Source organism: Arthrobacter sp. FW306-2-2C-D06B, from assembly GCF_021789175.1.
Lineage (GTDB): Bacteria > Actinomycetota > Actinomycetes > Actinomycetales > Micrococcaceae > Arthrobacter.
The window spans coordinates 3746231-3769959 of the sequence record NZ_CP084560.1; the positions used below are offsets into that span (position 1 = coordinate 3746231).

At 63.7% G+C, this 23729-nt stretch carries 24 protein-coding genes; 12 read left to right on the plus strand and 12 right to left on the minus strand.

Features of this window, described 5'->3' with window-relative positions; translation table 11 throughout:
- Positions 1–45: 45 nt before the first annotated feature.
- The 5 genes from LFT47_RS17435 to LFT47_RS17455 all read right to left on the minus strand — a co-directional run bounded on the left by LFT47_RS17435 (position 46) and on the right by LFT47_RS17455 (position 4344).
- Entirely contained in the window at positions 46–843 is a 798-nt protein-coding gene (locus LFT47_RS17435; protein WP_236812600.1) for an ABC transporter permease, read from the minus strand.
- Positions 840–1703, minus strand: coding sequence for an ABC transporter permease (locus LFT47_RS17440; protein ID WP_236812602.1), 864 nt, complete (start codon positions 1701–1703; stop codon positions 840–842). Before LFT47_RS17440 ends, LFT47_RS17435 begins: the two co-directional genes overlap by 4 nt.
- 1 nt (position 1704) lies before the next feature.
- Positions 1705–2538 carry an ABC transporter ATP-binding protein gene (locus tag LFT47_RS17445; protein ID WP_236812604.1) on the minus strand — a complete coding sequence of 278 codons (834 nt, stop codon included), beginning with the start codon at positions 2536–2538 and terminating at the stop codon, positions 1705–1707.
- Positions 2539–2563: 25 nt separating this feature from the next.
- Positions 2564–3646, minus strand: coding sequence for an ABC transporter substrate-binding protein (locus tag LFT47_RS17450; protein ID WP_236812606.1), 1083 nt, complete (start codon positions 3644–3646; stop codon positions 2564–2566).
- 143 nt (positions 3647–3789) lie between these two features.
- On the minus strand, positions 3790–4344 hold the full coding sequence (locus tag LFT47_RS17455; RefSeq protein ID WP_236812608.1) for a GNAT family N-acetyltransferase: 555 nt from the start codon (positions 4342–4344) through the stop codon (positions 3790–3792).
- Positions 4345–4474: 130 nt separating this feature from the next.
- Between LFT47_RS17455 and LFT47_RS17460 the strand changes: the two genes are divergently transcribed.
- The 3 genes from LFT47_RS17460 to LFT47_RS17470 are packed head-to-tail and all read left to right on the plus strand — an operon-like array spanning position 4475 to position 6973.
- Positions 4475–4957 carry a hotdog fold thioesterase gene (locus LFT47_RS17460; RefSeq protein ID WP_236812610.1) on the plus strand — a complete coding sequence of 161 codons (483 nt, stop codon included), beginning with the start codon at positions 4475–4477 and terminating at the stop codon, positions 4955–4957.
- A 7-nt stretch (positions 4958–4964) separates the two neighbouring features.
- Positions 4965–6317 carry a phenylacetate--CoA ligase PaaK gene (gene paaK / locus LFT47_RS17465; RefSeq protein ID WP_236812612.1) on the plus strand — a complete coding sequence of 451 codons (1353 nt, stop codon included), beginning with the start codon at positions 4965–4967 and terminating at the stop codon, positions 6315–6317.
- A gap of 53 nt (positions 6318–6370) precedes the next feature.
- On the plus strand, positions 6371–6973 hold the full coding sequence (locus LFT47_RS17470) for a TetR/AcrR family transcriptional regulator (RefSeq protein WP_236812614.1): 603 nt from the start codon (positions 6371–6373) through the stop codon (positions 6971–6973).
- Positions 6974–7189: 216 nt separating this feature from the next.
- Here LFT47_RS17470 and LFT47_RS17475 read toward each other — a convergent pair whose 3' ends face one another.
- A complete protein-coding gene (locus LFT47_RS17475) occupies positions 7190–7597 on the minus strand; it encodes a VOC family protein (RefSeq protein ID WP_236812616.1) in 408 nt (135 codons plus the stop codon).
- A gap of 210 nt (positions 7598–7807) precedes the next feature.
- On the opposite strand from LFT47_RS17475, the gene LFT47_RS17480 reads away from it, so the two are divergent.
- Complete coding sequence (locus LFT47_RS17480; RefSeq protein ID WP_236812618.1) at positions 7808–8128, plus strand: GYD domain-containing protein; 321 nt, start codon at positions 7808–7810, stop codon at positions 8126–8128.
- Between the two features lie 243 nt (positions 8129–8371).
- On the opposite strand, the gene paaZ is transcribed toward LFT47_RS17480, so the two are convergent.
- Both paaZ and LFT47_RS17490 read right to left on the minus strand, forming a co-directional pair.
- Entirely contained in the window at positions 8372–10474 is a 2103-nt protein-coding gene (paaZ, locus tag LFT47_RS17485) for a phenylacetic acid degradation bifunctional protein PaaZ (protein ID WP_236812620.1), read from the minus strand.
- 245 nt (positions 10475–10719) lie between these two features.
- Positions 10720–11445, minus strand: a complete 726-nt coding sequence (locus LFT47_RS17490) for a tyrosine-protein phosphatase (RefSeq protein WP_236812622.1) — start codon at positions 11443–11445, stop codon at positions 10720–10722.
- Positions 11446–11694: 249 nt separating this feature from the next.
- Here LFT47_RS17490 and LFT47_RS17495 point away from each other — a divergent pair, with 249 nt between their 5' ends.
- The 6 genes from LFT47_RS17495 (at position 11695) to LFT47_RS17520 (ending at position 17953) form a co-directional block, all read left to right on the plus strand.
- The gene (locus tag LFT47_RS17495; protein WP_236812624.1) at positions 11695–12708 is read left to right on the plus strand and encodes a LacI family DNA-binding transcriptional regulator; all 1014 of its coding nucleotides are present in this window, start codon (positions 11695–11697) and stop codon (positions 12706–12708) included.
- Positions 12709–12875: 167 nt separating this feature from the next.
- Positions 12876–14111 (plus strand): sugar ABC transporter substrate-binding protein, encoded by a 1236-nt coding sequence (locus LFT47_RS17500; protein ID WP_236812626.1) that lies wholly within the window; start codon positions 12876–12878, stop codon positions 14109–14111.
- Between the two features lie 10 nt (positions 14112–14121).
- Positions 14122–15126, plus strand: a complete 1005-nt coding sequence (locus LFT47_RS17505; RefSeq protein ID WP_236812628.1) for a carbohydrate ABC transporter permease — start codon at positions 14122–14124, stop codon at positions 15124–15126.
- Positions 15127–15133: 7 nt separating this feature from the next.
- Positions 15134–15949, plus strand: coding sequence for a carbohydrate ABC transporter permease (locus LFT47_RS17510; protein WP_236812630.1), 816 nt, complete (start codon positions 15134–15136; stop codon positions 15947–15949).
- 100 nt (positions 15950–16049) lie between these two features.
- Positions 16050–16823, plus strand: coding sequence for a ThuA domain-containing protein (locus LFT47_RS17515; protein ID WP_236812632.1), 774 nt, complete (start codon positions 16050–16052; stop codon positions 16821–16823).
- Positions 16820–17953 (plus strand): Gfo/Idh/MocA family protein, encoded by a 1134-nt coding sequence (locus LFT47_RS17520; RefSeq protein ID WP_236812634.1) that lies wholly within the window; start codon positions 16820–16822, stop codon positions 17951–17953. Before LFT47_RS17515 ends, LFT47_RS17520 begins: the two co-directional genes overlap by 4 nt.
- Here the strand turns inward: LFT47_RS17520 and LFT47_RS17525 are convergent.
- Positions 17950–18948 carry an IS481 family transposase gene (locus LFT47_RS17525; RefSeq protein WP_236812636.1) on the minus strand — a complete coding sequence of 333 codons (999 nt, stop codon included), beginning with the start codon at positions 18946–18948 and terminating at the stop codon, positions 17950–17952. The genes LFT47_RS17520 and LFT47_RS17525 overlap by 4 nt on opposite strands.
- Before the next feature lie 221 nt (positions 18949–19169).
- Positions 19170–19808 carry a LysE family translocator gene (locus tag LFT47_RS17530; protein ID WP_236812638.1) on the minus strand — a complete coding sequence of 213 codons (639 nt, stop codon included), beginning with the start codon at positions 19806–19808 and terminating at the stop codon, positions 19170–19172.
- Positions 19809–20023: 215 nt separating this feature from the next.
- Between LFT47_RS17530 and LFT47_RS17535 the strand changes: the two genes are divergently transcribed.
- On the plus strand, positions 20024–20875 hold the full coding sequence (locus LFT47_RS17535; protein WP_236812640.1) for an SGNH/GDSL hydrolase family protein: 852 nt from the start codon (positions 20024–20026) through the stop codon (positions 20873–20875).
- 44 nt (positions 20876–20919) lie between these two features.
- Here LFT47_RS17535 and LFT47_RS17540 read toward each other — a convergent pair whose 3' ends face one another.
- On the minus strand, positions 20920–21513 hold the full coding sequence (locus tag LFT47_RS17540; protein WP_236812642.1) for a GNAT family N-acetyltransferase: 594 nt from the start codon (positions 21511–21513) through the stop codon (positions 20920–20922).
- A gap of 22 nt (positions 21514–21535) precedes the next feature.
- On the minus strand, positions 21536–22534 hold the full coding sequence (locus LFT47_RS17545) for an IS481 family transposase (RefSeq protein WP_236812636.1): 999 nt from the start codon (positions 22532–22534) through the stop codon (positions 21536–21538).
- Positions 22535–22781: 247 nt separating this feature from the next.
- On the opposite strand from LFT47_RS17545, the gene LFT47_RS17550 reads away from it, so the two are divergent.
- Positions 22782–23726, plus strand: a complete 945-nt coding sequence (locus LFT47_RS17550) for an endonuclease domain-containing protein (protein ID WP_236812644.1) — start codon at positions 22782–22784, stop codon at positions 23724–23726.
- The last annotated feature ends 3 nt before the right edge of the window (positions 23727–23729 follow it).

The window sequence follows — 23729 nt, forward strand, 5'->3', positions numbered from 1 at the left end:
TGGGACTCGGCCGGCGGGGAGCCACCGACGCTTGCGGGGACGCGCTTAGCTTGGACGGGTGTGCCCAGCGCGGCGCAGGATCATGTCTTCCAGGAGCGAAACGAGCGAGTAGAGAATGATGGACGCCAGGGTGATGACCACGACGGCGGCCCACACCTCATTGTTCTTGGCCCGGGAGACGGCGGAGATAATGGCGTAGCCGATCCCCTTGCCGGTCGCGAGCCATTCGGCCAGGAGCGCCCCCGTGATGGCTCCCGGAATCGAGACGCGCAAGGCCGTGAAGAATGCGGGCAACGAGGACGGAAGAGCTACTTTCAGCAGGGAGGTCCAGCGTGAGCCCCCGTACACCTCAATCACCTCGAGCATGCCCGGCGAAGCTGATCGCAGCCCGAACACCACGGTCACGAGCGCCGGAAACAGCACCACGAGGCCGCCGATTGCCGCCACCGCCGGTTCCTGCCGCCCGAAAATCAGGATGATGATGGGCGCGAGGGCCACGAGTGGAACGGAACGCAGCAGCATGGCGATGGGCATGAGTGCATGCTCTACGCCGCGGAAGACGACGAACAGGGCCGCGATCGCCACGGCGCCCGCGATGCCCGCAGCGAAGCCCATGGAGGCGTCGATGAGCGTCTGGCCGAGGTTTAGGAAGATGGAGGTCCTGTTAGCCTCCGAGGCCGGAACGGTGAACAGGAAATTGAACACATCGACTGGTCCCTTGCCGACGAACGGCGAGATATGGAAAAGCTGCAGTAGCCCCATCCACAGCAGCAGGACGACTCCCAGCGACACCACCAAGCCAATCAGCCCCCGTCCCAGGCCTCTAAGCAGTGATCCAGTCATTGAGAGCCGCCCTTCCGTCCGGCGGTGCTTGAGGCTGACCACGGCACCAGCAACCTCGTCAGCACACCGAAAGCCGCGTAGCCGAGACCGGCGAGCAATCCGGCCATCAACGCAACTCCCCAGGCGCGGGCAATCTGCAGGTTCTGCTGCGCGTTGACCATCGCGGGGCCGATGCCCTGGTCCACACCACCTACATATTCGCCCAGGACAGCGCCCAGCACGGCGGCTGGAACGGCGATCTTGAGGGCGGTCAGAATCCCCGGGAGTGCAGACATGAGCTGGACCTTGAGCAGTTGTTTGATCCGTCCACCACCGTAGACGGCGATGAGGTCGAGGCTGGACTCGTCCGCGCTCTTTAGCGCCGCTACTGCTCCCACCACGGTGGTGAAGAAGACCGAGATACCGGCCAGCAGCACCGCGGTCCCCGATGATTCGCCGTGCCCGGGCGAGCCGATAACGATGAAGGCTAGCGGGCCGATGGCGACGATCGGCAGGCAGTAGCTGATCACCGCCAGCTGGATGACCAGCCGTTCCAGCGCCGGGACCACCAAGACAGTTGCGGCGAGCAATAACGCGGCGAGATTTCCCCAGAAGTATCCGATGGCGGCTTCTGTTTCGGTGACGCTCACATTGGGCCAATAGAAGCTGACACCATCGGTGACGAGCTGGCGGACGACGTCGAACGGCGTCGGAATGGCTCCACCCCCGCCGCCGGCGGAGGCCCCGACGCCCGCCAGTACCGTTACCGCAGCGATCCACCACAAGGCGATCGCGCCAAAGACTCCGGCAAGGCCGATGCCCCACGGCGGGAGGCCGCCAAGGCGGGCTCGGAGACCTGCGCCCGTTGTCATCTCGGTCATGTCAGTGCCTCGTTTCCGCGGCTAGCCCGACGTCGCCGAAGAGCAAGTCGGAAGCGCGGTCGCAATAGGCGTGGAACTCCGGCGTGCGCATCATTTCGGGTGTGCGGGGGCGCGGCAGGTCCACCGTGATGATCTCCTTGATCCGGCCGGGTCGGGCGCTCATCACGGCAACCACGTCCGAAAGGAAGATCGCCTCGGAAATTCCATGCGTCACCATGAGCGTGGTGGCCGGTTTCTCGGTCCAGATCCGCAACAGCTCCAGGTTGAGCCGCTGCCTTGTCATGTCATCGAGCGCACCGAACGGTTCGTCAAGGAGCAACACCGAGGGCTTGAGGACAAGCGAACGGGCGATCGACACGCGTTGCCGCATGCCTCCGGAGAGTTCTGCCGGTTTGGCCTTTTCGAAGCCCTTCAGCCCGATCAGTCCGATCAGCTCATCCACCAGCTCCTGGTCCACGGGCCTTCCTGCCACTTCAAAAGGCAGACGGATGTTGGCTTCCACGCTGCGCCACGGTAAAAGGGCCGAGTCCTGGAAAGCGATGCCGAGTTCGTGGCCGGTCCGGAGCTCGGCCGGGGTGTGCCCATCCACCACCACCTGACCGCTGCTTGGCTCCTCCAGCCCGGCCAGAATCCTCAGGATGGTGGATTTGCCGCACCCGGACGGCCCCAGGAGGGAAAGAAAGGATCCCCGGGAGGTCCGCAGATTGGCGTCTTCCAAGGCCACGACTTTTCGCCGGCCCACGGTAAACGTCTTGTTCAGGTCCCTGAGCGAGATGCCGGTGCCGGAGAGGAACCCGGCTCCCGATGTCGAAGTAGTTTGAGCGCTGGTTTCCATGTGACTGCAGTCCTTGCCCCGGGTCCTACTTGAGGCCCGGGTTTTCCTTGTAGACCTCGCCAAGGAGGCTCATGTCGAAGATCTTGTCCGCCGTGGTGTCGTAGCCGGCCAGCTTGAGGATCTCGATGTTCTTGGCCATCAGCGCATCTGAAACCGTGAAAAGACCATTCGCCTTGGTTTCATCGCTGACGATGAGCTTGGTGTTCTGGGCTTCGGCCTGGCCCTTTTCCTTGGCTACGCTCAGGCCAAGCTCCTTACCGTAGACCTCCACTGCGAGACGCGCCGACTCCGCTGCGTCGGCTACGGCGTCCTTCCAACCCTTGATGGAAGCGGCCAGAAAGGCCTTCAGCTCCGCGCGCTTGTTCTTGATGGCGTCCTCTGTTGCCACGAAGCTCTCGGCAATGAACGGCAGGCCGTTGTCGGCGAACGGCAACACCGTCGTCTTGTGTCCGCCGAGCTCCAGCGTGAGGACTTCGTTGGTCAGGTAGGCGAAAAAGCCGTCGACATCCCCGTTGGTCAGGGGCTGGGGATCGTATTGGACCGGCACCTTGGTGACCTTGCCGGCGTCGATCTTGTTGACCTTCAGGAGGGCATCAAACAGTGTCTCGTTCACGCCGGCCTGCACCCCGATCTTCTTGCCGATCAGGTCCTCGGGCTTGGTGATCGGCTTCGTGGCGAGCGAGACGATGGTGAAAGGGTTCTTTTGGTAGGTAGAGCCGATGATCTTCAGCGGAGCGCCCTCATTGAGGATGACCGGGGCAACGCCCACAGGCGAGGACGTGCCAACCAGCGCCTTGCCTGAGAGCACCATGGTCTCCGCAGACGCACCGCCGGGGCCACCGGCAATCAGGTTGACCTTCTCGAAGCCGGCTGCCTTGTAGTAGCCCTTGGAGTCGGCGAAGTACTCGCCGGCGAACTCCGAGTTCTTCAACCAGGACAGCTGGACTTCGAGAGTTCCGAACGAGGCCGCGGACGGAGTGCCCGACGAGGTGGCTGCCGAGCCGGTACCGCAGCCGGCCAACGCCAGCAGGCCGAGCGAGGAAATGCCCGCCATGACTGCCCTGCGCGAGGGGCGGGCGGCGGCCTGTTCCTGAGTGCTGATGCTCATAGTGATCTCCATATCGGGATGCCTCCGGTTCAATCGGGACACAATCGTCCCGTGACCTCCACGCTATGGAACAAATGTTTCAGCGAATGGATGTGGCTTGTTTCTGGCGGGTAACAAGTTCCATCGGCGCCGTGGCCGAGGGGCTACTTCCGGGCGCGCCACTCGGAGTCGAGCATCGCGTAGATGACTTCAGTGGACCATTGGCCCTTGTAGTGCCAGTTGTCCACGAGCTCGGCTTCGCGGCGCATCCCAAGCCGCTCGCACAATCCCGACGACGACGTGTTGAGGGCATCGAGCTTGGCGTCGATCCGGTGGAACATGAGGGTCTCAAAACCCAGACGGAGAACGGCGTTGGCCGCCTCGGCGGCGTAGCCCTGCCCTCGGCTGCCCGGAGCCAGGATCCAGCCGATTTCGGCCTGTCCCGTGCCCGGCAGCCATTTGAGCACCACTTCGCCAAGCAGCCCCGGCGAGTCCGCCCGCTCTATGGCGAGGCACACCCAGTCGCCCTCTTGCTCGAAGGTGAAGTTGGCGTAGCGGCCCAGCGCTTCCATGGACTGCGTAAGGGTCAATTCCTGCCTGAGCAGGAATCGCGCAGTCTCGGGCAGTGACTGGTAGGCGTGGAATCGCTCCAGGTCGGTGGCCTCGAATCTGCGAAGCACAAGCCTCGGAGTCCTGATGGGGAGTTCGATAAGCGGCATGCCACGAGGCTACTACGTCGGGGTTTTTGGGGGTCCGGATCCGTCCCGCCGAGCGGTCACCCCTTGACAGTTCAAGCAAACTGGGATTACCTAATGAACATTCGGTAAATAAAGCTGGAGGCAACGACGCATGGTTGAGACCACCCTTTCTGGCGCAGCGCAGCACCAGATCCTCAAGAACGACTACGCCTCCGAGTGGATGGGCCTGGAGGTGCTCAAGGTCGACGACGGCCACGCCACCGTCCGCATGAAGCTCCGGCAGGAAATGCTCAACGGCTTCGGAATGGCCCACGGCGGAATGATCTTCGCCTTCGCTGATTCAGCGTTTGCCCTGGCCTGCAACCCGGCCAACCCCTCGCCGTCGGAAGCGGACACCATAACTGTCGCCGCCGGCGTCGACATCAACTTCCTCAAGCCGGCCTATCAAGGCCAGGTGATCACCGCCGTCGCGAACCGTCGCGCCCACAACGGCCGCAGCGGCCTGTACGACATCCAAATCTTCGCGGCCGACGCAAGCGAACCTGCCGCCGGCGGGTCGACCGAAGTTCCGGGCAGCTACGGCGAGCTCATCGCCGAGTTCCGTGGCCGCAGCCGCACCATCTCCAAGAAGTAGGAAGACCATGACACAGAACACCGTCGCCGCTCCCGACGCACCGCTTAACACCGCACAGCTGGACCGCGAAGAAACCATTTCCCGCGACGAGCTCGAGGCCCTGCAGCTCAGTCGCCTCCAGCACACCGTGGCCTACGCCTACGATCGCGTCCCGCTGTACAAGCGCAAGTTCGACGACGCCGGCGTCCACCCTTCCGATCTCCGCGAACTGTCCGATCTCGGCAAGTTCCCGTACACCACCAAGGAAGACCTCCGCCAGGAATACCCCTTCGGCATGTTCGCCGTGCCGCAGGCCGAAGTCGCCCGCATCCACGCGAGCTCAGGCACCACAGGCCGGCCGACCGTCGTCGGGTACACCAAAAACGACCTCGCCAACTGGGCGACCCTGGTGGCCCGCTCGCTCCGTGCTTCCGGGGTCCGCCCCGGCATGAAGGTCCACAACGCCTACGGCTACGGCCTGTTCACCGGCGGCCTGGGCGCCCACGCGGGTGCCGAAGCGCTGGGGTGCACTGTCATCCCGATGTCGGGCGGCCAGACCGAACGCCAGATCCAGCTGATCCAGGACTTCAAGCCGGACGCCATCCTGGCAACGCCGACTTACCTGCTCACCATCGCCGACGCCATGGCGCACATGGGTGTCGATCCGGCGTCGACCTCGCTCAAGTACGCGGTGCTCGGAGCCGAACCGTGGACCGAGGAAATGCGGCACGAGCTCGAGACCACCATGGATATCAAAGCCTGCGACATCTACGGGCTCTCCGAGGTCATGGGTCCGGGCGTTGCCGGCGAAGCCGTGGAGACCCAGGACGGCTGCCACATCTGGGAAGACCACTTCCGCCCTGAGATCATCGATCCGTTCGACCCCTCCCGCGGGGAAAGTGCCGTGCTGGCCGACGGTGAACCGGGCGAACTCGTCTTCACCTCGCTCACCAAGGAAGCGCTGCCGATCATCCGGTACCGCACCAAGGACCTCACCCGCCTGCTGCCCGGCACGGCCCGCCCCGCGCACCGCCGCATGGGCCGCATCACCGGACGCAGCGACGACATGATCATCCTGCGCGGCGTGAACCTCTTCCCCTCGCAGATCGAGGAAATTGCCCTGCGCATCCCCGAACTCAGCCCGCACTTCCAGCTCGAACTCACCCGCCCCGAGGGCAAGCGCATGGATTCGCTGACGGTCAAGATTGAGCGGCGCGAGAACGTTTCCGTCGAGGCGGGCACGACGGCGGCACACGCCTTGCGCGAGCAGATCAAGATCCACGTGGGTTCTTCGTGCGTGGTGGACGTCGTGGAGCCGGGTTCGCTTGAGCGCTCCAACGGCAAGCTGCGCCGCGTCTACGACATGCGACCCAAGAGGTAACGTGGCCGGGCGGATGCGCGAATCAACCGAACGTTCATGAGAAAATGGCCAGCATGCCTAGTGAAACAGTAACCAAGCGGGGACGCCCCGGATACGACCAGCAATCAGTGCTGCTCATCGCCGTCGACGTCTTCAACCGCCACGGTTACGATGCCACGTCCATGGGCATTCTGGCCGAAAACCTCGGGATCTCAAAGTCGGCCATCTACCACCACGTGCCTTCCAAGGGCGACCTCCTGAAGCTCGCCCTGGAGCACGCGTTGGGTGGGCTCGAGGCCATCCTGGAACAGCCCGAGGCTGTGACCGGGGCAGCAGATGCCCGCCTGGAATTTGTCCTGCGGCAGACCATCGCCGTACTGGTGGAGCGCCTGCCGTTCGTCACGCTGCTCCTGCGTCTCCGCGGCAATACGGACATCGAGCGTGATGCGCTGGAACGGCGTCGTGCCTTCGACCACAAGGTGGCCGCGCTGATCTCGGCTGCCCGCGAAGAGGGCACGCTGCGCCAGGACATCGATCCGCGCACCGTGACCCGGCTCCTGTTCGGCACCATCAACTCGATCGTGGAGTGGTACAAGCCGGGCGGCTCACTCTCCCCGCAGCGCCTGGCCGACGACGTCATCACCATGGCGTTCGACGGCCTCCACGCCTCGGCGTAGGTTCGTTCCCCTCCGTCCCTGCCCTCCCCCTGCGACGCCCGCTCACATATACGGCACCCTCCCCCCAACGCCGGCTCACATAAACGGCACCCTCCCTCAACGCCGGCTCACATAAACGGCACCCTCCCCAACGCCCGCTCACATATACGGCCACTTGACAGAACGCTCGCTCACAAAAAGGTGAGCGAGCGTTCTGTGGCGCGTTCGTGAGTGTTTTCAGAGCTGGTATTCGGCCTGGATCCCTAGGCTTTCATGGACGCAGAGGATGTTGTTTTCCGTGTCCATGAACCAAGCGCAACGGTCGGCGTCCGTAGTGCAAATGTGGTGTTCTGTCTTGAGATCCGGGAGGTCGTAATCCCGGAATTCGACGCCGCTCGCCTCCATTTCGTCGACTGTCCGCTCGATGTCACTGACTTCAAAGGAAAGGGCAGTGTGCGATGAGTGCATGCCGTCCTTGATGGGCATCAACTGCAGCATGGGACCGCCGTCGATGCCGAACAAATCATTTCCATCCCAGGTCATGCCGCGATGAGGGAGGCCGAGTTTCTCCGCGTAAAAACTGCGGGCTCGGTCCACGTCGTCGACGGGCAAGACGGTTGTGGCTGTTCTGAGTGCTAGGTTCATTTCGCCACCTCCTACGCAAAAAATCTTACGCCGGGCGGGATCGGAAAGACCTTGAGAGCGTGCGTTAGCCTAAACCGTTGTCTGGGCGACGACGGCGGCCTAATATGTGCACAGCCCCCTCGCAGGGGAACAACTCCGGGACCTTCCCTCAACGGGTGATGGGAGCACCTGAGGAGGCCCGAGTCCTGGACATCACGGGACGGGAAGACAATGACCAAATATCTGTTCGAAGCCAACTACGTGGGCGACGGAATCAAGGGGCTGTTGCGCGAGGGCGGCACCAAGCGCCGCGATGCCGTGGTCGATGCACTCAAATCCGTCGAAGGATCGCTCGAATGTTTCTACTACGCGTTCGGTGAGACCGACGTCGTCGGAGTCTTTGAAATCCCGGATGCGGCTAGCGCCGCCGCCCTCTCACTCATGATCAATGCGACTGGCGCAGTGCGCCTGCATTTGAAGCCGCTCATGACGGTTGAGGATCTCGACGAAGCTGCCAAGAAGTCTCCGACATACCGCGCCCCAGGGCAATAGAACTCCTCAGGCACGGAACGCTCCCCGCAGATGGCGAGCGTTCCGTGCCTGCAGTTCATACGTGAGCGAGCGTCCGGCCAAACCCCGATATACGTGAGCGAGCGTCCGGCCAAACCCCGGTATATGTGAGCGAGCGTCCGGCCAAACCCCGGTATATGTGAGCGAGCGTCCGGCCAAACCCCGATATACGTGAGCGAGCGTCCGGCCAAACCCCGGTATATGTGAGCGAGCGTCGGAAGGGGGTTACTTCTCCACGAGGGTCAGGACGTCGTAGGTGGCGACGATTTCGTCGTTCTGGTTGGTCAGCACGGCGTCCCAGGCTACTTCGCCGTATTCGTCAGTCTCGCGGGGCGTGATCTTCTTGGCCGTGAGCGTGACGCGGATCGAATCCCCGGCAGCCACCGGGGTGATGAAGCGCAGGTTCTCCAGGCCGTAGTTGGCCAAGACGGGGCCCGGCGCGGGTTCCACGAACAGCCCGGCGGCCCAGCTGAGCAGCAAGTACCCGTGCGCCACGATTCCCGGGAAGAACGGGTTTGCTTCGGCCGCTTCCTGGTTGGTGTGTGCGTAGAAGGTGTCGCCGGTGGAGTCGGCGAAGGCGGTGATGTCGTCCAGGGTGACCTGCCGCAGTCCGGACCGCACGGCGTCGCCGATCCGCAGAGTCGCAAGCGACTTCCGGAACGGGTGCGTTCCTTCCGTCTCCACGGTGAAGTTGCGGTCCGCGCCGGTGTGCCAGACGCCGGTCACAGCACTGAGCATGTTCGGCGAGCCCTGGATGGCGGTGCGCTGCATGTGGTGCATGACGGAGCGGATACCACCGAGTTCCTCGCCGCCACCGGCGCGGCCGGGTCCGCCGTGGACCAGGTGCGGGACAGGCGAACCATGCCCGGTGGACGAACGGGCGTCCTCGCGGTTGAGCATCAGGACTCGGCCGTGGTGCGCCGCGATTCCGGTCACCAATTCCCGGGCAACAGCAGGATCGTTGGTGCATACGGAGGCCACGAGGGAGCCGCCACCGCGCGCGGCGAGACGGACGGCGTCGTCGAGGTCCGCATAGCCGATCACGGACGACACCGGACCGAAAGCCTCGAGCGAGTGGACAGCTTCCGAGTCGACGTCGGCCCAGCTCAGGACGACGGGCGACATGAACGCGCCGCCCTCCACGACACCCACGGTGCCGTCGAGCGAGGTGACCGACGGCGAATCGAGCGTTCCGTACGCAAGCTCGCCACCGGCGTCGAGCATTGACTGCACTGCGGCGCGAACGTCGGCAAGCTGCTCGAGCGATGCGAGGGCGCCCATCGTGACGCCCTCTGCGCGGGGGTCACCGACCACGACGCGCTCGTCGACGCGCGCGCCGATGGCCGAGACGACGTCGGCCACCAGGGCCTGGGGCACGATGGTGCGGCGGATAGAGGTGCACTTCTGGCCGGCCTTGACGGTCATTTCGGTGACGACCGACTTGATGAAGGCGTCGAACTCGGGGGTGCCGGGCACGGCGTCTGGGCCGAGGATCGCGGCGTTGAGCGAGTCGGTTTCGGAGGTGAAGCGGACGCCGCCCTGGACCACGTTGACGTGGGACTTCAGCGAGTTGGCGGTGGAGGCGGAGCCGGTGAACGCGAGGAGGTCGCGGTAGTCAAGGTGGTCCAGCAGGGTGCGGGCCGATCCCGAGATGAGCTGCAGCGAACCTTCCGGCAGGATGCCCGACTCGACGATCGCCTTGACCACGACGGCGGCAACGTAGCCGGTGGGGGTGGCTGGCTTGACGATGGTGGGGACGCCGGCGATGAATGCTGGCGCGAACTTCTCGAGCATGCCCCACACGGGGAAGTTGAAGGCGTTGATCTGCGCCGCGACGCCCGGAATGCGGGTGTAGATGTGCTCGCCGGCGAAGGAGCCGTCCTTGGACAGGATTTCCATGGGTCCGTCCACCACAACCTGCGAGTTCGGCAGTTCGCGGCGGCCCTTGGAACCGAAGGTGAAGAGGACGCCGATGCCGCCGTCGATGTCTACCATCGAGTCGATCTTGGTGGCGCCGGTCTTGAAGGAGGACGTGTAGAACTCCTCGCGGCGGCCGTTGAGGTACTGGGCCAGTTCCTTGAGTTTGAGGGCGCGCTGGTGGAAGGTGAGCTTGCCGAGCTCTCGCTGGCCCACCGTGCGGCCGTAGTTCACGACGCCGGCAAGGTCCAGTCCGTCGGTGTTGACCGTTGCGAGGATCTCGCCCGTGCTGGCGTCGCGGACGGGCACGCCTACGGAGGCGTCGGCCCTGGGGGTCCACCACTCGCCCTGGACGAAACTGGGCACGGTTTCAACGGTTGTGGCTTCCGGAGCGACTGCGGTACTGGTCATCGTCGACGGGTCCTTCCAAGGCACGGGCACGAAATGGATTGAACGGCCGCAAATTACTGACCGGCCGTTCGGTAATATCCCCAGAATACATGAGAGCCCCGATCTGCACACTAGATGCCCCCTGGGGTTGCGTCCTTCCTGACCTTCTTTGACGCGTTTTGACGCCCGGAAGTTGCGACTCGCCGTGTCGCAAGCGCTTTCCGAAATCAAAGAAGGTCACGACGGCGCGTGGCCACCTTCCGCTTCTACCGCGCCGGAGCGTGGAGCTTGGCTCGAACAGCGGCGACTTCCGCCTCGGAGACGCCGTTCGCTCCCAGGAAGGCAACCGTGTCCAAGGAATGCGCGAATTCCAATAGGCTCACGCTGCGTGATGCCAACATCGCTTCAAGGGCGTCTTCCTCGAGAAAGGGATCATGGGCGTGCGGGGCGCGGTGGTGACGGTGGCGCTCGTTGATTCCACGCATTCCCTGCTGGTAACCCCGCACGATTTCCTCGTCGCTCGCTCCTGCCAGGTTCTGCAGCATCACGGCGATGATCCCGCTACGGTCGCGCCCGGCCGCGCAGTGCACCACCACCCCGCCGGGTGCCGCGGAAATGGCTTTGAAAACCGCGGCGAGCCTGTCAGGGAAGAGCCGCACATAGTCGGCATAGTGGGCAGGGTCCTTCAGGTACGGACCAAAGCGCTCGGTGAACTCTTTGTCCTCCGGGTCTTCGGTGGGGCAATGGACGATGTCGAATCGTGCGGTCGCCTCCGTTGAAACCTTGGGATCGACCTCCCTTGGCTGCTGCTCGCGAAGGGTCCGCAGATCGATAACGGTGCGGATGCCGGCGTCGTACATTTGCTGCCAACCAGCTTCGGTGAGCCATTCGCGCCGGCCCATCCGATACACGCCTCCGGCGATGTGCCAGGCGTTCACCGCGCCGTCCCAATGGACGCCCCGCTGCTTGGCGGCGGTTGAGATCCCATCCATACCGGACAGCTAACCACACGACGAGATAGGTGAGCGAGGGTTGGGGGAAAGACGGTCATAGGTGAGCGAGGGTTGAAGGAAAAGGCGGTATATGTGAGCGAGGATCGTGAAAGAGACGGGGATCGGGGTCTTGTGCGTCTTACGTGAGTTATGTCATACTTTTTCTCGATACGCATCGACGATGCGTATCGACGACACAGCACCAGACATCAGACCAAGACCACTGGACCCGGCAAGGAGGCCTGGAACGTGCCCACGAGCAAGGATGTCGCCCAGGCCGCCGGCGTAGCCCAAAGCACCGTTTCGTATGTGCTCAGCGGCAAGCGGCCCATTTCCGAGAAGACCCGGAAAAAGGTCGAGGCCGCCATTGACCAGTTGACGTACCAGCCCAATGCGGGCGCCAGAGCCTTGGCAAGCCGCAAAACCAGGGTCATCGGCTTGGTCATTCCGTTCATCCCGGAACTGGAAATGGGATCGATCATGGAATTCGTCTCGGTGATTGCCAGCACGGCCCGCCAATTCGACCACGACATTCTCTTGGTCACCGACGACGAAGGCGCCGCCGGGCTGCGCCGCGTCGTCGGGCAGCAGATCTGCGACGGCCTGATCCTCATGCAGGTTGAGGACGAAGACGAGCGCCTCCCTGTGGCGCGCAGCCTGAACGTCCCGGTGGTTTTGATCGGGATCCCTCGCGATCCGTCGGGCCTGGTCTGCATCGACGCCGACTTCGAAATGGCGGGTGAGCACTGCGTCCGGGATCTTGTTGCCGCGGGCCACTCCGTGATTTCCGTCATTGACTGGCAGCCCGCGGTGATGAACCGGCACGTGAACTACGTCGACCGGTTCTTGCATGGCACGGATGTCGCGGCCAAAGCCCTCGGCGTGACCGTACTCCACCTTCCCGGCGGGACGGACCGTGCCACCATCTCCGAATCGGTGGACAAGGCCCTCGCCAGCACCACGGGCAAGCCGGCCTTCATCGCCCCCGACCGCACCATCCAGGACATTCTGCGCCGCGATTTGGGCACGCGTGGCCTGACATTGGGGTTGGACGTTTCAGTTATCGGAAGCGCCTCCCCTACCCTTGCCGAACTCCAACCCATACCGCTCTCCACCATCGATCTGCGCCCGGCGGAAGTATCCCGGCGGGCGGTCAAAATCATGTGCCAGCTCCTCGAAACCGACTCCCACGGACCACACGAATCCCTGGAGTTGGTACCCACGGTCATCACGCACCGATCCAGCACCCTCCGTCCGCAGTAAATCGCCACCCCTGATTCGCCGCGCCCGTCCTCTCGTTTCAGCTCCATATCCTTTCGTTTCAGCTCCATCTCCCTTCGTTTCAGCATCGTCGATACGCATCGACGAATTCGCTTCGCTTCCCATCACCAAACGCACCGCCCCCTTTTCCCACCAACAAAGGACAGACAATGAAGTCAGCTATCAGGACACGCCGCCCGCTCGCCCTGGCCGTGGCAGCACTGGTCGGCCTACCACTCGCCATCTCGGGCTGCGGTACCACTGCCTCCGCTTCCTCCACGGACGCCGTGAAGGAAGTCTCCGTGATGGACTATTACAACAACGAGCCGGACAAGTCCTTCATCGGCGACGCCCTGACCGCCTGCGGCACCAAGGCCGGCGTGACGATCAAACGCGAAACCGTGCCGGGTAAGTCGTTGATCTCCAAGGTGCTCCAGCAGTCCTCCTCCAAGACGCTGCCGGATGTGCTCATGCTCGACAATCCGGACCTGCAGCAGATTGCGGCCACTGGAGCGCTGGCGCCCTTGGCCGATTTCAACATCAGCACCGCCGATTTCGCGCCCGGCGTCCTGAGCGCCGGTACCTACAAGGACAAGGTGTATGGACTCGCCCCCACGGTGAACACGATCGCCCTCTTCTACAACAAGGACATTCTGGCCAAGGCCGGCATCACCCCGCCCACCACCTGGGACGAGCTGAAGGCTGCGGCCACCAAGCTCACCTCGGGCGAGCAGTATGGCCTGGCTTTCAACGCCAACCCCACCTATGAGGGCACATGGCAGTTCCTGCCTGTCATGTGGTCCAACGGTGGTGACGAGAAGAACATCAACACCCCCGCGACCGCCCAGGCCCTCCAGCTCTGGACCGACCTCGTCAAGGACGGATCCGTGTCGTCGTCGGCGCTGAACTGGACGCAAGCAGACGTCAAGGACCAGTTCATGGCAGGCAAGGCGGCCATGATGGTCAACGGCCCCTGGCAGATTCCGGCGCTCGACAAGAACACCACTCTGCAGTACGGCGTCGTCAAGATTCCGGTCCGTGACTCCAGTCAGACAGCCGTTGCCCCGCTTGGCGGCGAAGTGTGGACCGTCCCGCAAACAGGCAATAAGGCCCGCCAGGCCAAAGCCGCGGAAGTGGTGGCCTGCATGAACAGCGACGAAAACCAGCTGGCGATGGCCAAGGTCCGCAACACGATCCCTTCCAAGACCACGTTGGCCGCGAAATTCGCCACTGACAACCCCAAGCTCGCCACCTTCACCGATCTCATCAAGACCGCCCGGGCCCGCACCGGCGAGCTCGGAGAAGGATGGCCGGCGCAGGCGACCAAGATCTACACCGCCATCCAGACCGCGCTGACAGGCAAGGCTTCCCCGGCCGAGGCCCTCAAGCAAGCCCAAGGCCAGTAAGCGGCTGGACATGTCCCTCACAACTGATTTGTCGCAGGCAAAGTCGCGGGCCAGCCAGCGCACCAAAGCGCGCGCAAAGTCCGGGTCGGAGAACACGCCGAGCGGGGAGGCAAGGCCCAGCAGGCGCAACCGCAAACGCCGCGAGCGCCTCTTCCAATGGCTGTTCCTGGTTCCTGCCGTGACCTACATGGCGCTGTTCTTCGGCTACCCCGTGGTCAAGAACATCGTGATGAGCTTCCAGGACTACACAACAGCGACGTTCTTCACGGGCGAGGCCCCCTGGGTGGGGTTGGCGAACTACGCGAAGGTGCTGTCGTCGTCGTTGTTTTCAACGTCTTTGGTGAACACCGCCCTGTTCACCTTGGGATCCATACTCGGCCAGTTCGTGATCGGTCTTGCGCTGGCAATCTTCTTCCAACGCAAGTTCCCGCTCAACGGAATCCTGCGCTCGCTGCTCCTGCTCCCCTGGTTGCTGCCGCTCATCGTGTCCAGTGCCGTGTGGAGATGGATCCTGGACAAGGACAGCGGAGCGTTGAACCGCTTCCTCGGCGAATTGCACATCGTGAATACGGGCGTTCCGTGGCTCACCAGTACCTCGCTCGCGCTGATCGCCGTGGTGGGAGTGAACATCTGGATCGGCATCCCGTTCAATCTGACCATCCTCTATGGCGGCCTCCAGGAAATCCCGGATGAGCTCTATGAAGCCGGTTCCCTGGACGGCGCCACCGGTTGGAAGGCGTTCCGGCACATCACCTGGCCGATGCTTCGTCCGGTAGTGAGCGTGGTTCTGGTGCTCGGGGTCGTCTACACCCTGAAGGTGCTGGACATCATCCTGGGCCTGACCAACGGTGGCCCGGCGAATTCGACCCAGACCATCGCCACCCAGTCCTACGACCTGTCCTTCCACGAGTTCAAATTCGGCGAGGGCGCCGCCCTAGGCAACGTCCTGGTGGTCATTTCCCTGGTCTTCGCGGTCCTGTACCTGCGTGCGAGCCGGCGGTCCGTCGATGAGTGAGGAAACCATGACTGCACCCGGACGCAAACAATGGGGCTACACGGTCCTGGCCATCTTCTTCCTGGCGATCATGCTGTTCCCCGTGTACTGGATGATCAACGCTTCGTTGCAGCCCAACGGCACCACGTTGGAAACATCGTGGCTGCCGCTTAAGCCGGACTTCACGGGCTATGCCACGGCCATCAGCGAACAGGGAGGGAACCTGGTCACCAGCCTGGTGATCTCACTGGGCAGCGTAGTACTAAGCCTGGCCATCGCGGCGCCGGCGGCCTACGCCTTGGCCTATTTCAAGGTCAAGGGCGCCGGCGTGGTCCTCTTCGCGATCCTGATCAGCCAGATGATCCCGGGGATCGTGGTGGCCAACGCGCTGTACACGGCGTACAACGATCTCGGCCTGCTCAATTCCATCCCGGGCCTGATCCTGGCAGATTCCGCCCATGGCATCCCGTTCGCGATCCTCATCATCAGGGCCTTCATGAACGGCATGCCGGCGTCGGTCATCGAGGCGGCCCGGGTGGACGGCGCAGGGCATTTGAGGGCGTTTTGGTCCATCGTGGTGCCGCTGAGCAGGAACTCGCTCATCACCGCGGGGCTCTTCACCTTCCTGTTCACCTGGAGCGACTTCCTGTTCGCACTGACCCTGACCACCACAGAGACGGTGCGGCCCGTGACCCTGGGAATTTTCCAGTACATCGGCGCCTACGTGAACGACTGGAGCTCCGTCATGGCGACGGCGGTGCTCGCCTCCATTCCTGCCATCATCCTGCTGGTCGCGGCGCAGAAGTACATCGCAGCCGGTACGACCGGCGGCGCCGTCAAATAGACCGCCCTCGACGCCGGCACGGTACCGCCGGTGCCCAGCGCGCCGCCGGCGGCACCGCACCGCCGTCGGGCACTGAACCACAAACTTCAAGGAGAAAATCATGACTGACAGCAAGCCAATCCGCGTCACCGTGTGGAGCGAAAACCGGCACGAAAAGCGCGACGAACTGGTGGCGCGCCTCTACCCCGACGGCATGCACGGGGCCGTGAAGGCCGGCATCGAGGAGAACCTCGGCGCCAAGGCCAGCGTCCGCACCGCCACCCTGGACGAGCCCGAGCATGGCCTCACCGAGGAAGTCCTCGCCAACACGGATGTCCTCACGTGGTGGGGGCACATGTCCCACGGTGATGTGGACGACGAGATCGTCGAGCGCGTGCACCGCCACGTCCTGTCCGGCATGGGCCTGATCGTGCTGCACTCCGGGCACTGGTCGAAGATCTTCACCAAGCTCATGGGCACCTCGTGCACATTGCGCTGGCGCAGTGAGCAGGACCGCGAACTGGTCTGGACCGTGGACCCCACCCATCCGATTGCGAAGGGCGTTCCGCACCCCATCGTGATCGATCAGCAGGAAATGTACGGCGAGTTCTTCGATATCCCGACGCCCGAGGAGCTCGTGTTCATCAGTTCCTTCAGCGGCGGGGAAGTCTTCCGCTCGGGATGCACCTTCCGCCGCGGCCACGGCAAGATCTTCTTCTTCAGCCCCGGCGATCAGGACTACCCGGTCTACCACCACAAGGATGTCCGCCGGGTCATCTCGAACGCCGTCGAATGGGCAGTCACAGATCGGCCGGAGCGCGCCTACCCCGAACTCCTGCGCTATGAGACCAACGATTTCTTCAACGGCAAGAGCTACCAGGGAGCCAACGCATGAGTACCCCTTTCGCCACCATTCCCGACGACGGCACTCCCCTTCGCGTCGTCGTGGTCGGAGCCGGGGGCATGGGCCGTGCGTGGCTTAGGACGGTGCAGGAGTCGCCGCTCGTGGAACTCGCGGGCATCGTCGACCTGGACCTTGACGCCGCCCGCGCCGGCGCCGCGGCTATCGGGCTTCCCGATCTGCCGGTAGGCACTGGAACCGCGCAGTTGGCGTCCGACGTCGGCGCCCACGCGGTCATCAACGTCACCGTTCCGTTAGCTCACCATCCGGTGACCTCCGAGGCGCTGGCGGCGGGGCTCCCGGTGCTCGGCGAAAAGCCCGTGGCGTCCAACGTGGTCCAAGGGCTGTCGCTGGCCGCGGCGTCGGAGCTTACTGGCCAGTTGTTCATGGTCAGCCAGTCCCGCAGATACAACAGGCATCTTTTCGAAGCCAAACGGCTCGCCGCTTCTTTAGGCAGCGTGGGCATCGTTTCCGCCGAGTTCTTCAAGGCGCCGCATTTCGGCGGATTCCGGGATGCCATGGACCACCCGCTGCTGCTGGACATGGCCATCCATCAGTTCGACATGGCCCGGTTCCTCCTCGACGCGGATCCTGTCTCGGTGTTCTGCGAGGAATACAACCCGTCCTGGAGTTGGTATCGCGGCGATGCAGGGGCCACCGCAATCTTCGAAATGACCGGCGGGGAACGCTTCGTGTTCACCGGGAGCTGGTGCAGCCCGGGCCGGGAGACCTCGTGGAACGCGGCATGGCGGATCAGCGGCGAACACGGCACGGTCCTGTGGGACGGCGACAGCGAACCTGCGTCCTCGTTGCTCCTTCCGTCCGGAACCGGTTCGGAGGACCCGGGCCAGGAGATCGCCGGTTCGCTGCGTGACTTCGTGGTAGCCCTGCGCACCGGGAGCACTCCCATGGGCCAGGTCCACCAGAACATCATGAGCCTGGCCATGGTGGAGGCGGCCATGCTCAGCGCCTCCACGGGAACACGCGTTTCCGTTGATGCTCTGCTTGAGGAATCCTACGCACAGGCCGTCCTGACCGAACGCGACCCGGACGTGCTGGAGGTCCTGAAGTCCTGGACATCGGTCCGCACCGCACTGGCTGTTCCTGCCCACCAACCCAACTAGCTGTACTGCCCAGGGAGGTTGGTCAACCGGCTGAGGGGTGGTTTGTTCCCGGTGGCGGTGTGGGGCCTGTGGTGATTGTAGTAGTGGATCCAGGCCGGTAGGGCGTCGCGGCGTGCTGTTTCGGTGGGGTAGAACTTGGCGTAGGCCCAGCCGTCGTTGAGGGTGCGGTGGAACCGTTCGATCTTGCCGTTGGTTTGGGGCCGGTAGGGTCGTGTGCGTTTCGGTGTGATGCCCAGTTCCTCGCAGGCGTGGGTCCAGGCCTTGGAGACGTAGGCGGATCCGTTGTCGGAGAGCACCCGTTTGGTGGTGATGCCGCGGTCGGCGAACCAGGCCACGGCGCGGCGCAGCACGGCGATCGCGGTTACGGCCTTCTCGTTGTGGTGGATCTCGGCGTAGGCCACCCGGGAGTAGTCATCGATGACGGTGTGCACGTAGGCGGTGCCGTTGCGGGGGTGTTTGCCCGAGCGGGGCAGGCCGTTGCGGCTGGCTGAGGCCCGGGAGTTCTTCCCGCCTTCTTGCCGGCCGAGGTATCGGTGGCCTCCGCCGTCGGGGATGTTGCCGAACTTGGTGACGTCGACGTGGAGCAGCTCTCCCGGGGATTGGTGTTCATAGCGGCGGATTGGTTCGCCGGTCACCCGGTCGATGTAGCGCAGCCTGTTGATCCGGCAGCGGACCAGGACTGCGTGAACAGTTGACGCCGCGATTCCCAGCCTGCCGGCGATCTGCACCGGTCCCAGTCGTTTGCGCCACCGAAGTGCCACGATGCGTTTCACCAACGCCTGCGGTGTCCTGGCCGGGCTATGGTGCGGCCGTGAGGACCTGTCCTGCATGCCCGCGGCTCCGTGGTCGAGGTAGCGCTGGACCCAGCGCTTGGCCGTGGGCCAGGACACCATGAACATCTTCGCTGCCTCGGAGATCGTCCAGTGCTCGTGGACGACCAATTTGGCGAGCTTCAAACGGGTTTTTGAGGTCAGTGTTGCGTTAGCGTGGGACACGAAGGCCTCCTGGGTGAGCAGCGGTTCTTAGACAGCTCCACTCCACACCGGGAGGCCTTCGTCATGCCGGAAATCTATGCCGTGTTCTCACACGACTTCAACCAATGTCCCTGGGCAGTACAACTAGCGGCCGTTAGCTGGCAGCCCACCCAACTAACTCGCATTTGTTGTCGTTTTGAGCCCTCATAACGACAACAAATGCGAGTTAGTTGGGGGTGCCGTTAGCTTGAGGCGAGGGACTTCGTCAGGATCGTCCCGCCGACGCCGATCAGGACCGTGCCGGATCCGCCAGTGATGATCCGCTTCGCCCGGGGTCGGGCGAGTGCCGTGGAGATTCTCTTGAGCGCATGCACCAGCAGGACGTACCAAACCAGCGCAGTGAGCAGAAAGATGCCCGCCATCAACGCGTGCTGGCCCAGAGGGGGAAGCGGCGCGAGGTTGAATTGGGGGAAAAGGGACAGATAGAAGACGGCGACCTTCGGGTTGAGCAGATTGCTGACCATTCCCTGCACGAACGGTGAGTTACCTCGGGACCCAAGCCTGGGTTGCGGAACCGTAATAGCTTGACTGCGGGGGCGGCCGAAAGCCTCCAGCAGGGCGCGGGCTCCCAGATAGAGCAAGTACGCCGCACCGGCGATCCTGATGGCGTTGCCTAGGACTTCCGACGCACCCAAGAGCGCGGTGACGCCAAGCACGGCGAGAAGGGCAAGGATCGTGTTGCCGACCATGATTCCGATGGCGGTGGTTGCCGCTGATCCGGGTCCGCGGGGTGCGTTTTTCAGCACAAGCGCAAAATCAGGGCCGGGAACGAGGACCACGACGACGCAGGTCAGCGCAAACGCCATCAGTTGTTCGACCATGAGGGACTGCTTCCGGGGGAATGGATCTTCGGCACGTGTTGCCTTCAAGAGTGTAGTCGTCTGGCAGGGCGGTTGGACCTACACCGAATGGAAAAACCAGGCCACTTTTCGTAGTCGTGGACGCCCGGCTCGCGTAGTCTGGCGGCAAGACTGCCTGGCTGGGGTAGCCCGCGCCGCCAAGCGGCACTGCAGATCGACACGAGGGGATATCAATCATGCAAGCAGCTAATTCGCGACGCCGGTATGGCCGCCCGGTGGGCGCCGCCGCCGTCGTCGTACTCCTGGCAGCACTCGGAACGGGACCGGCCCACGCGAATCCGACCACAGCGAAACCCGCCGATGTCTATGTGGCACTCGGCGATTCCTATGCCGCCGGCACGGGCGGCAGCAGTCCGGCTCCGGGCTCATCGCCGGGCTGCCATCAGAGCCTGGACAGTTACGCTGCGCTTTTGGGCGGGCTGAACCTGGGCTGCTTCGGCGCCACATCGCTTGCCGTCAAGGCAAGCCTGGAGAATCTGTCTCCCGCCGACCCGGTTGCGATCGCTCTGGGGTCCGCTACCGAAGTCTCGGTGACGGTTGGCGGCAACGACGTCGGCACGGGAGCCGTGGCGGTGGCTTGCACCAGCGCCGATGCCCTGGCCTGCGCTTCGGCCGTGCAGGGCGTGGCGAATGCATTGCCCGCACTGCCCGGCAACATCGTGGCCATGGTCCAGTCCATCCGGCAGAAGGCACCCCACGCCGACATCGTGCTGACCGGCTATCCGCGCTTGTTCACCGTTGGCCCCAAGATGCCTCCCGCGCAGAAACAGTTGGCCACCACCCTGAACGGAATGGCTGACCAATTGAATGCGACCATCGCTGGCGCCGCCTCCGCCGCAGGAGTGGGGTACGTGAGCGTGACGGAGCGGTTCACCGGGCACGGCATCGGTTCCAACAATCCGTGGATCCACTACACCCAGCTATCGCCACTGGATCCGCCGCAGCTCGCTTTGGAGAACTTCCATCCCAATGATGCCGGCTACTCCCAGGGCTACCGCACGGCCGTCAACAGCGCGCTCAAGAAGTAGCGGGCGCGAGGCGCGAACGCGCGGCGCCGTGTGCGCGTTCGCGCTCAGGGCCGCTTATCGAGCCGGAACTCGAGGCCGGTGCGCACAGCGGGCCACTCGTGTTCGAGGATGGAGAACACCACCGTGTCGCGGAGCACTCCGTCCGAAGTCCGCGAGTGGTTGCGCAGCACGCCGTCCTGCTTGGCGCCCAGACGGGCGATAGCCTCGCGGGACTGGTGGTTGAGCCAGTGCGTACGGAATTCGACGGCAGGACAGCCAAGGGTTTCGAAAGCGTGGCGAAGCAGCAGCAGTTTGGAGTCCGGGTTGCTCCCGCTGCCCTGGGCCGAAGCAGCGTTCCAGGTGGAGCCGATCTCTACCCGCGGAGTGCCGGCGTCGATGTTCATGTAAGTGGTCATGCCGATCAACTTGCCGTTCGCCTTCAACCGGGTCGCGAACGGCACCATGGATCCTTGCTCCTGCAGCCCGAGCCGGCGGTCGATCTCCGCGGCCATTCCCTCCGGCGTCGGGACCGAGGTGTACCAGAGTTTCCACAACTCGCCGTCTTTTGCGGCATCCACAAGGCCGTCGTGGTGCTCGGGGCTGAGGGGTTCCAAGGTTACGAAGCGACCGTCCAGGGTCACGGGTGCAATGAGAGTCACCCAGCCAGCCTAACCGACCCAACTAGCTGTACTGCCCAGGGAGGTTGGTCAACCGGCTGAGGGGTGGTTTGTTCCCGGTGGCGGTGTGGGGCCTGTGGTGATTGTAGTAGTGGATCCAGGCCGGTAGGGCGTCGCGGCGTGCTGTTTCGGTGGGGTAGAACTTGGCGTAGGCCCAGCCGTCGTTGAGGGTGCGGTGGAACCGTTCGATCTTGCCGTTGGTTTGGGGCCGGTAGGGTCGTGTGCGTTTCGGTGTGATGCCCAGTTCCTCGCAGGCGTGGGTCCAGGCCTTGGAGACGTAGGCGGATCCGTTGTCGGAGAGCACCCGTTTGGTGGTGATGCCGCGGTCGGCGAACCAGGCCACGGCGCGGCGCAGCACGGCGATCGCGGTTACGGCCTTCTCGTTGTGGTGGATCTCGGCGTAGGCCACCCGGGAGTAGTCATCGATGACGGTGTGCACGTAGGCGGTGCCGTTGCGGGGGTGTTTGCCCGAGCGGGGCAGGCCGTTGCGGCTGGCTGAGGCCCGGGAGTTCTTCCCGCCTTCTTGCCGGCCGAGGTATCGGTGGCCTCCGCCGTCGGGGATGTTGCCGAACTTGGTGACGTCGACGTGGAGCAGCTCTCCCGGGGATTGGTGTTCATAGCGGCGGATTGGTTCGCCGGTCACCCGGTCGATGTAGCGCAGCCTGTTGATCCGGCAGCGGACCAGGACTGCGTGAACAGTTGACGCCGCGATTCCCAGCCTGCCGGCGATCTGCACCGGTCCCAGTCGTTTGCGCCACCGAAGTGCCACGATGCGTTTCACCAACGCCTGCGGTGTCCTGGCCGGGCTATGGTGCGGCCGTGAGGACCTGTCCTGCATGCCCGCGGCTCCGTGGTCGAGGTAGCGCTGGACCCAGCGCTTGGCCGTGGGCCAGGACACCATGAACATCTTCGCTGCCTCGGAGATCGTCCAGTGCTCGTGGACGACCAATTTGGCGAGCTTCAAACGGGTTTTTGAGGTCAGTGTTGCGTTAGCGTGGGACACGAAGGCCTCCTGGGTGAGCAGCGGTTCTTAGACAGCTCCACTCCACACCGGGAGGCCTTCGTCATGCCGGAAATCTATGCCGTGTTCTCACACGACTTCAACCAATGTCCCTGGGCAGTACAACTAGCTCGCATTTGTTGTCGTTTTGGGGCCTGTAAACGACAACAAATGCGAGTCAGTTGGGGTTCGCGGGCGATTACCTGTGGATAACTCAATATGGCGTTCCAGGATTTGCAACGATAGGGCGATGAGGACCCCGCAACCTTTGCCCGCGCTGCTGGCCTGCGCCCCGTTCACCTTTCAAGAAGCGGTCGACGCCGGTGTGAGCCTCAGGCGGTTGCGGCACCGATCGCTGCCCTCGCCTAGCCGGGGCATCCGAATTCCGGACCACGCATTGGTTCCCGGGCAGGCGACGGACGTCGGTTTCGTCCGGCCCTTCACCGCGGTGACTGAGTTCTCGGCAGCGTCGCACGCCACGGCGTTCGCTCTGTGGTCATTCCCTGGGTTCCTCCCCCGTAGCGATGATCCGCGCATCCACATTTCGCGTCCCGACACCATGGCCATTCCTCGACGAACAGGAGTGATTGGGCATGTGGGGCAGTTCTTCGACGACGAAATCACGAGTCTTGACGGGCTTCTGGTCACCACGCGCACCCGGACCTGGCTAGATGTGTCCAGGAAGATGAGTGTTGACGAACTGACCGTTGTGGCCGACCATCTGGTGCGGATCCCCCGGCCGGAGTTGGAAGGCCGGACAGAGCCGTACGCAACATTGGAACAACTGGCCGACATGCTGGACCGGCACAAAGGAACTCCCGGGATCCGCAAAGCGCGGCTGGCCCTCGATCAGGCGCGGATCGGCTCAGACTCCGCCCCCGAAACGCGGCTCCGGCTGGCCCTTGAATACGGCGGACTGCCAGAACCCCAACTGAACGTAGCTACTGAGCTAGGTGCCGGCGTCGTACGTCAACCGGATCTGGCCTATCCGGAACACCGTGTGGCGGTCGAATACGACGGCGAGCCGCATTCCGAGCCGGCCCAGATAGTCCGGGACATCGCCCGCGAAGAGGACTTCGCGCGTGCGGGCTGGCACTTGGTGAGGATCTCCAAACGGCACATGGCCAACGATGCACGGTCCGCCGTCGCGAAAGTCCGTGCCGTGCTCCTTGATCGAGGCTGGACCCCCAAGTGACTC